The following is a 9,543-nucleotide window of genomic DNA, read 5'->3' on the forward strand; positions in this document are numbered from 1 at the left end:
CCCGTTTTCAAGGAGAAAGAACCAGGGAAATCCGGGAGATTTCCTGCTGTCGCTCTTTCGTATTGCTCGATCCCAAATACTTGTTTATGACTTTTAACTCCTCCTTGATAACCTCTTTGGTTTCGACATCTATCAGTGAGATTTTTGCCTGTCCGAACAACACTTCTGCGTCTTTCTGGTAGACATATCCGTTAATAATGATGGGTTGAGTAATATTTAACCTCACAGTCTTATCAACAGGCAGGGCAAGCCCGTCGTATGTTCTGCGAACGAATAAGCCGTTTTCATCTAAAGCGGTCAGGTCGGACATATCTCCGTAAAACATGAAACCCTCTCCGTGCATCCATATCTCTATACGGACATTGTAAGACCTGTTGTTGGAAGAGAGCTTTTCATCATAGACGGTATTAGAGGAACACCCAACCAAAATCAGATTGAGCAATAAAAGCCAAAAGGCTATCGGCATCCTCCATCTGTTATGAATTATTTCTCTTGACATTGTCGTATGCTCACATTTTGCAATAAAGCGGGAGAAGCCTTCAGTCTGTCCGTTCCTTCCAACCGGATAAAAGAGGTTGGAGAGTCCGTCAAAACTTTCTGTTGCAACAGAGAGACATTTTCAGGAATATTCCATCTGAGGACAGCGGCTTTTCCAAACCTGTTGTACACTTTGAATAAGAGTCGGTGAGTACCTTTAGGAATCCTCAAAAGCAATAAATCGCTAAAGGGTTCTGTGAGATCTCTTTTAATATTTCCATAAACGTACTCTCCGTTCAAGTAAACCATCAAACCATCTTTATAAGAAAGGTTTATAGGCAGTATGGTATCGTCATATACGGTTATCGGTACTTCGAGAGCCACCGCTCTTCTTGGGCGTAGAGGATAATTCATATCCATAACCTCTTCGACCTCTTCCCATTCACCTTTATCCGTTACAGGTGCACCGAATACACCATAAGCTATCTTCCTTCTTGCTTTACCAAGCAAATATTTTGGTGTGGAAACGGAAAGGCTTTCTCCTTCTGCCAAAACAATCTCCTTTGCTCCCTTTGAAGTAACAAGACGAATGCTTTTACCCTTATCTTCAAGAGGATATGAAAGCAATAAGCAAGCCTCTTTCTTATTCAGATAAGGAGTATTCCATTTATAACCGATAACACTGCGGTATCCGCAATAGTAGTCCAATGACGAATGGCTGTTGAGATACTCGGCATTGGCATAAGAAAGTACTTCTTCCGGTTGTCGGATAGAGGTCTTCGGAGTATAGTCATAACCTCTCTTATACTCTACTTTAATCACCATCACCGGATATTCTAACGGATGAAGAGGAGCTCGTAAAGCCAATCTTACCGATCCGTCTTGAAGACGAGAATAAGAGAGACGCTCTTCTTTCCCTTCACCATTAAGCAGTGTAACTCTCTTTATATCTCCTCGATGAGCAGGAAGAAGAATATCCTGCATCCGCTTATCTCTCATATCCGAAGAGGTCGGGACAAACAGATAAATGCTCTTTCCTCCTTTTGCAGTAGCCAAATAAGACCTATCCTCCAAAGAAAAAGGAGCTGCCTGGACACCATACAGAGCTTCTTGATAAATGGCAGTGCGTTTTCCCATCTCTTTCAGCACCTCCACTTCAAAAGGTACCAAAGATCCGCTACCCATAGGTCCGATATTGAGCAGATACTTTCCTCCTCTTGCAAGCACTTTTACCAAGGAGAGAAATTTCTCATTAACCTTATCTGCGACCTCTCCTCTCTCTTGCCACGAACGGTATCCCCATGTTTCGTTGAACATGGATGCTGCCGTCTGCCATGGTTTCACTATAGAGTAGTTGGGGTATTCATTGTCTGCCATTACGGAAAAATCCGCTTGGTCGTTCCCCACTCTACCGCTAACCATACACTCCGGCTGCAGTTGATGTACAAGATTATACAGTTCGCGACTCTGTTCTGTCGTTAGTGACCCCATGTCGAACCAGAGTTCATCCACCTTTCCATACTTGGTCAGAAGCTCTGTCACCTGCTTTTTATTGTACTCGTGATGCAGGATGGTAATAGGATCTGCATTGTGTGAAGAGATTGGCATAGCACCGGGAAAGTTCCAGTCTATCAGAGAAAAATAGATACCGAAACGCATTCCCTGCTTATGACATGCCTCTGCAAGCTCTCCGATAAGATCTCTCCTTGCCGGTGTGGCATCCATTACATCGTAAGAAGTGCAGTCTGAACCGAACAGACAAAACCCGTCATGATGTTTTGCTGTAATCACTATGCTTCTCATGCCTGCGGATTTAGCCAGCCGGACTATCTCGTCAGGATTAAAATCTTTCGCATCGAACTGTTCGGCAAAAGCCTCATACCAGTCCGAGAAATGCACTCCAAAGCTTAATATCTGTTCGGAATAACCGGACTCTACTTTCTCTCCATTCCAAACGCCGGCAGGTATAGAGTAAAGTCCATAGTGAATAAACATGGAGAACGCATCATCTTTCCACTCCGTCTGAGCCTTAACAACGGAAGAAGAGAGCAACAATAATGATAATATGGCAAGGTTAAAACGCATCACTCTATCTGTATTGAGATTCAAGCTCGTATATTCCTCCGGGCTTGCTTCTAAGATATCCATTAAGTTCGAGTTCAAAGAGTTCGGCAGAGGCTATATGGATTGGGATGCCCAGTATCAAAGAGATATCTTCCATTGTACACCCCTCTCTCTCTTTGAGTAGAGAGTAGTATCTGCTACTCTTTAACTCCTCCGGTATATCTGCAAATATACCAATAGATTGTTGAATAACTTTACTTTTACCTTCCTTTAAGCTATCCCAACCTATTTCTGTCAGCATCTCTTCAGCTGAACAAAAGATCGAGGCTTTCTGCTGAGAGATAAGTTCGTTACAGCCTGAAGAGAGCATATCTCCCACTCTACCGGGAACGGCAAACACAGAACGCGAATAAGAGAAAGCCAAGTCTGCCGTAACCAAAGAGCCTCCTTTCGCTGCACTTTCAACGACAACCGTAGCATAAGACAAGCCTGCAATGATCCTGTTACGAGCCAAAAATCTTGCAGGTAAAGCCTTTGTGTAGTACGGATACTCGGTTATCACTGCTCCTCCTGCCTGTATGATATTCTCGGCATCCCGTCTATGGACTGCCGGATAAAGAGTATGAAGCCCATGCGCAAGCACTGCCAATGTTTTAAGACCATATTTAAGAGCTGCCCTGTGTGCCAGAATATCGATCCCGTATGCCAATCCGCTTACAATGACAGCGTTCGGATTGCTTTCGGCAACAGCTTTTACGATCTTATCCACCATGCTTTCTCCATATCCCGTACAGCTTCTACTCCCTACGATACTTATCCATGGGGCATTCTGTTCGGGGAATTTACCATAATAATATAAGAGCAGAGGAGCATCCACGCACCCTTTCAAAAGAGCAGGATAAACATCATCGCTACTGAAGCAGATGTTTATCCTGTCATTTTTCCGAAGCAGATCCAGCTCTTCTTGAGCCTTGAGAAGCGCTTGACCATCGTATATAGCGGATGCCAACTTCGGTCCTACTCCATCCAAACGAAGCAGCTCCTCTTTCCCTTTATTCCAAATATCGGTAGCCGATCCGCACAGATCGAGCAGGGAGTGAGCTATCACCGGTCCTACTCCATCCACACAGCTCAAAGCCAGTAAAGCTTTCTGTTCCTCCGTCAGTATCATCCGAACAAGGTATCGAAATACTCTCCGCGAGTAAGTCTTCCATCCTTTACGATAGCGACATGTACTTTCCCTTTGGAGTGTATTACAGAGCCATCCAAAGATGTAATATCTTGATAGAAGATCATCTGAGCGCCGGATCGTTCTTTACGAAGAGTTACCTTGAAATGATCTCCACTCCGAAGAGACTTTTTGTATTCCACTTCTATCTTCACCACGAAAGCGTCCAATCCTTCATCGTGCATACGGCTAAAACTTTCTTCAAACGTCTCCAGATATTCATGCCGGGTGTGCTCCATATAATGAAGATAACGTGCATTGTTTACCACACCTTGCAGATCGCACTCGTAGTCTCTGACCTTAAACTCCAATTCGTAAACGATTTCGCTCATGACTTCTACTGTTTATTTGAATCGGGAGCCGGAATCCTGCTTCATTCTCATGGCATACATTCTGTCTCCCGGACGTACCTTTTCCGGTACTTTTATACTGAAACGTTCGCCTTTCTCCGCTTTGTCGACGCTCTTGAGATCTACCCTTATATCTTCAGCCACGACAAAGACGGCACCTGTCGTAGGTCCGGTGATCACCAACTCCTCTCCGACAGAGACGGCGCTGCTTTCCACCTCGACCTCCGCAACGGAAAGATTGCTGAAATACTTGGTTACTTTTGCCACATAGACCTTTACTCTTGTGGCGGAAGAGCCGTAAGAGTGTGTCCACTCTCCGAGCTTCTGTCCCAGATAGTAACCATCCCAAAATCCTCTGTTGAAGACTTGTTCCAATCTGTAATCCCAGCCATCTATCTTCTCTTGCGTAAACTCTCCGTTGCAGTAAGCCTGTAACGCTTCACGATAACACTCGGTCACGGTACGGACATACTCCGGACCGCGTGCGCGTCCTTCTATCTTAAAGACTCTCACTCCGGCGTCTATCATTTTGTTCATAAAGTGGATGGTCTTCAGGTCTTTTGGGGACATGATATACTGATTATCTATATCCATCTCTATACCATCCTCTTTATCTTTCACGGTGTACTGCCTGCGGCAAATCTGATTGCAGGCTCCTCTGTTTGCGGAAAGGTTTTTCTCATGCAGGCTAAGGTAACACTTTCCACTCACAGCCATACACAAAGCTCCGTGTGCAAACATCTCTATGCGGACAAGCTCGCCTTTGGGACCTCGAATATCCTGTCTTATGATCTCATCATAAATATGACGGACTTGGTCCAGATTAAGCTCTCGTGCCAACACGACCACATCGGCAAAATGGGAGTAAAACTTCAACGCCTCCACATTGGTGATATTGAGCTGAGTAGAGAGATGCACCTCCACTCCTTTTGAAAAGGCATACTGCATGGCCGCGACATCGGAAGCGATGATGGCAGAGACATCCGCCTCTTTCGCTGCATCTATTATGGAGTGCAGCAGATGCATATCCGAGTCGTATATGATTGTATTGACCGTGAGATAGGTTTTCACTCCTTTCTCCTTGCAAAGGCGGACAACCTCTTTCAGATCTTCGTTCTGAAAACTTCGGGAAGAGTTACTTCTCATATTCAATCCCTGAATACCGAAGTAGACGGAGTCTGCTCCTCCCTGTATCGCAGCGTGAAGAGCTTCAAAGCTGCCCACGGGAGCCATTATTTCTAAATCCTCCAAACGAGGTCTTGTATCTGCATTCATATATCGCAAAGTTACTAATTTTTAGGGTTTCTTTCCAGACCACATACCAAAGAAAAAAGCCTTACAGACAGTATTGTCTATAAGGCTTTTGTGAGCTCTTCCTCTTGGACTTGAACCAAGGACCCTCTGATTAACAGTCAGATGCTCTAACCGACTGAGCTAAGGAAGAGTTTCAAGAATTTATCGTAAAGCAGGTGCAAATTTAGTACAAATTTTCGTTTCCGCAATAGCAATGCTCCTCCTCTGCCCGAAGCAGGAGATTTTTTCCTTGCAATGAAGGAAGATAGGGCTGTTTTTCATACCCGTATCTTTTCCCGATCTCTTACAGATATTCCGGTCTGTCAAATAAAAAATCAAAGAGGTGAGACAAAAAGAATTTCTCTATAAAACAATCGCAGCCGAGAGGAGCTTTTATATAAAAACAGAATGACTATAAATCTCCTCAAAGAGTCGTTTTGATATAAAGAATTAAAGCACCAATTCCACTTGAAGCGCCTTAATAAGCTAATAACAAAAGAGATACAAGAAATCTCGAATTTGAGAACTTTTCTCCTCTTGGTCGTTTTCATGGGCTGTTTTCGAGTTAATTGGTGTGAATTTTAACACCCCTTCCTGTAAACGTTTCCTAATAAAGAAATCTGCCTTTTCAGGCACATTTTAGGGCAAAAACAGGTAGATAGCTGATTATTAGCGTTTTGATGTTTTTGGCTAAACACGTTAATCGAATCCGGTAAACGTGTTTAATGAAATCACTAAACGTGTTCACTGAAAAATTAAACACGTTAAGCCGAAAGAATATGCTTGTTTACTGTTTTTGCTTAACAGGTATCGAAATTTGTGTTAATAAAACGACCCAAATTTAACAGTTCGGTCGCGCTCTGAAAACGCCCCCTTCAAGCAAAATAGAGAGCAAGAAAAAAGCTCTTTTTTCTCGGGATGGAATATAAAAAACAGCTTTTTTGGAATTATAGGTTATGACTTCTCGATGCCACCGTTTTCGTGATTTTTTGGGTAAGTTCCCTATCCGAAAGCAGCTCTTCAAGTGTGCCGGGTATCCGGTAGTCCCACACATGAGATGGATTTTCCGGGAAGTTTATCTGCTCTTTATCCGGAGAGATATGATCATACTTGCCTGTCAATGCCCACCAATCCTGTATGGGAAGAATCACGGCAAGAGCCGGCATCTTCACAAGCATATTTACCACTCCGCTCATCTCCATCGGCTCTTGGAAAAGATAGTTCAGCCCCTGCGGCGGAGTCATGGAAAGAAAGAGCTGCGTGTACTCTTGAGGCGATAGGGTTTCCCACCATTTCCGAAGGCTTGGCATATCATGAGTTCCGGTGGAAAGAATATTTCGATACTCCACATCCGCAGAGGTCATAAACGTTTCTTCGGGTTTACGAGAAATGCGAGGCAGATTGAGCGACAAGATGTTATACTTCTTCAAGACATGAGGAACAGCATTGCTCATAAAGCCTAAATCTTCTCCGCAAAGCAGCATCCTTGAACTTTTTGAAAGCCGATCCAGTCTCTCCTGCGCCGTTTTGTACCAAAGCTCATCATTTCTTTCGTAATAGTAGTGGTAGTGAAGAGCCGAAACAGCCCTCTTCTCTTCGCCGGACAGTGAAGCGTAACGCATTGTAAGCTCCGGCAATACCCTCGGATGCAGACCATTGTTCATGTCTCTGATAAACAGCGACTCTCCTCTGATCTTTTCGGCTAACGAAATTGCCTTGCCGGAGAGAGTGGTAGAGGAAAGAGAACATTTGGGATCGGGCATTACAAGATTCTGCCCTTTTCTCTCCAAGACACCGGATGCAACCAGTTCGTTTACCACCTTTCTGGACGACATCGAAAGGGCTTGCTCTTCCGAAACGACCGGTAGGGTAAGAGCTTCAATGTCTATATCGGGGATATACTGCGCTATGGTGTGGCTGTCCAAAGGGATGGCAGGATCGAAGTAACCACAGCAGGCATTCTCCGTATATTCGGGAACAGACCAGATGCGAAAGAATCCCAAAACATGATCTATCCTGATGGCATCATAGATGAGAGCCATACACTGCATCCTGTTAGTCCACCATCTGTACTCCTCGGAAGCGATACTCTTCCAGTCATAAGTAGGAAATCCCCAGCACTGCCCCTCTGTGGCAAAAAAGTCGGGCGGTGCTCCCGCTTTGAGGTTCATATTGAGAAGATGAGGTCTTACCCAGGCATCCACACTATCGGGTGCAATCCCGATGGGCAGATCTCCCTTTATGGCTATGCGATTTTCGGCTGCATAAGTCTTGGCATCCAGCAGTTGATCATAGAGAAGATATTGAAGATAGATGTGGTAATGCAGCTCCAAAGGCAGGCTGAGACACTCCGTTCGTCCCTTTGTCTTCTCTTTCAGATAGGTGGGATAGGCAGACCATTCGGCAACAGCTCTGCCCGGATGTTCGGAAGAGTAAAGCTTGAACAAGGCATATTCCAGAAGATCTTCGGAATGAGCACGATAAAAGGAGATATACTCCTCCGTCATCCACTCTTTTGAAGAGGCAAGCTGCTCGAAATAGTGCCGGTATGCTTCCATCTTAAGAGATAAAACGGAAGAATACACCACTTTATCTTTTTTGTCGAGTCTCTTCAACTTCTGCAACAGACTCTTGCCGGCCATCCCCCTAAGCGATAGATAAACCGGATTCAGAGCAAATGTGCTGATGGCATTGTAAGGGTAGTTCCTATCGTCCGAGCAAGAAAAATTGGTATCATAAATGGGAAGAAGCTGTATCACCTGCTGCTTGGTCTGCTTCACCCAATCGATAAGAGTTTTGAGATCATCAAAATCCCCGATACCGGTAGAGCCTTCAGTGCGCAGAGAAAAAAGAGGAACCACCGTCCCCGAAATGCGTGGAAGGGCTAAGGATTGAAACGTTGGAAGTGAGAGATTTACCAAAACAGGAGCAGGATTTTCCTCCGTTCTGAAGATTCTGTTTCCGCCTAAAAGTTCCCACTCGACCCGACCAAAAGGATCTTTTGCAATCAATTTGTATTCAAAAGATTGCCTTGCGCCCCTGATTTGAGCCATAAGCCGCCCCCCAACTTGCCGGAAAGGCAGAGCCTCTTCCGGATTCCAATAGCCCAATTCTTCTATACTGCCTGCGAGATACAGACTTTCGTTCAGTGGCGAAAAAAGCAGTGGCAAAGTGAAATAAACACCTTCATTCTCCATTTCAAAAGAGGAAAGCGAGGTATTGGAGCGCAGTATGACATCGAAAAGTTGGTTATCAAGAAGCCCCAAAGATGTGGAACAACGCCAGTCGTCTTTCACTATAAAGCTCTCGATATCACTCTTAAGTGGAAGTCTTAATTCGTGAACTCCGGATGTTTCACTATCGACCAATGACTCATTTCGATAAACTCCGTAGCTGTATTTAAGCACTATCTCCGTGGCTGATGAACAGGGATTTATGGTAAGAGTTCTCGTCCAAAAATCAAGGTCTAAAGGAGAGAGCATAAACAACAAAGAGGTAGCATCCCGGTTCTGAACCGAACTATTAACTACCTCAATAACACGCAGACGAATATCTTCTCCGTCTGCCACTTTCTTGGAAAGCTCAAATTTGATATGAATAGGGTGCATGAAATCTGTTTTTTCTTCCGTAAAGATACCTTTTATTCACGATTTCAGCGTGGAGAGACCAGAAAAACAGATGAGACAGGAAGGAGTCTTGGAACACTTGAGGATATTCCTTTGGAAGAGATATTTAAGAAGACAGATGTAATAAATATTTGTATACTCTTTTCTAACGCTGCTTTTGCAGATTGAAATATTGGGAAAAACAGATGTAATAAATATCCGGTCTGCGATATTTATACAGCTATCTCTAAAAGAATACCGGAACAATAGATGTAATAAAATGCCTGCAAAAGGGCTATAAACAAGAAAAGAGCCTTTCAGCACTTGGCAAAAAGGCTCTCTTTATATCAGCATATTGGACAAAACAAGATGTACGCAGAACTTCTGTAACCTCTATCTTATATCCTGCATAAATAATACGCAGAACTTCTCGTAATACTTCGCTCCAGAAAGGAGGTGTTCCAGCCGCACCTTCCGGTACGGCTACCTTGTTACGACTTAGCCCCAGTTACCGGTATTACCCTAG

6 protein-coding genes, 1 tRNA gene and 1 rRNA gene are annotated in these 9,543 nt (G+C 44.2%); all 8 read right to left on the minus strand.

Annotated features, from left to right (window positions below):
* Nucleotides 1-7 precede the first annotated feature (7 nt).
* On the minus strand, nucleotides 8-499 hold the full coding sequence (locus HQ39_RS01765) for a hypothetical protein (protein WP_152565478.1): 492 nt from the start codon (nucleotides 497-499) through the stop codon (nucleotides 8-10).
* Nucleotides 484-2,625, minus strand: a complete 2,142-nt coding sequence (locus HQ39_RS01770; protein ID WP_235317634.1) for an alpha-L-fucosidase — start codon at nucleotides 2,623-2,625, stop codon at nucleotides 484-486. The genes HQ39_RS01765 and HQ39_RS01770 overlap by 16 nt, the downstream gene beginning before the upstream one ends.
* Complete coding sequence (gene dprA, locus HQ39_RS01775) at nucleotides 2,567-3,712, minus strand: DNA-processing protein DprA (RefSeq protein WP_052079345.1); 1,146 nt, start codon at nucleotides 3,710-3,712, stop codon at nucleotides 2,567-2,569. The genes HQ39_RS01770 and dprA overlap by 59 nt, the downstream gene beginning before the upstream one ends.
* Nucleotides 3,709-4,101 (minus strand): acyl-CoA thioesterase, encoded by a 393-nt coding sequence (locus HQ39_RS01780; RefSeq protein ID WP_036863178.1) that lies wholly within the window; start codon nucleotides 4,099-4,101, stop codon nucleotides 3,709-3,711. Before HQ39_RS01780 ends, dprA begins: the two co-directional genes overlap by 4 nt.
* Nucleotides 4,102-4,113: 12 nt before the next feature.
* Nucleotides 4,114-5,394: a peptidase U32 family protein gene (locus HQ39_RS01785; RefSeq protein WP_235317635.1), complete on the minus strand. Its 1,281-nt coding sequence runs from the start codon at nucleotides 5,392-5,394 to the stop codon at nucleotides 4,114-4,116.
* Between the two features lie 95 nt (nucleotides 5,395-5,489).
* Nucleotides 5,490-5,563, minus strand: a tRNA-Asn gene (locus HQ39_RS01790).
* Nucleotides 5,564-6,359: 796 nt separating this feature from the next.
* Nucleotides 6,360-9,020, minus strand: coding sequence for a 4-alpha-glucanotransferase (locus HQ39_RS01795; protein ID WP_036863180.1), 2,661 nt, complete (start codon nucleotides 9,018-9,020; stop codon nucleotides 6,360-6,362).
* Nucleotides 9,021-9,466: 446 nt separating this feature from the next.
* A 16S ribosomal RNA gene (locus tag HQ39_RS01805) occupies nucleotides 9,467-9,543 on the minus strand; the annotation flags it as partial.

This window comes from Porphyromonas sp. COT-108 OH2963 (assembly GCF_000768895.1).
GTDB lineage: Bacteria > Bacteroidota > Bacteroidia > Bacteroidales > Porphyromonadaceae > Porphyromonas_A > Porphyromonas_A canoris.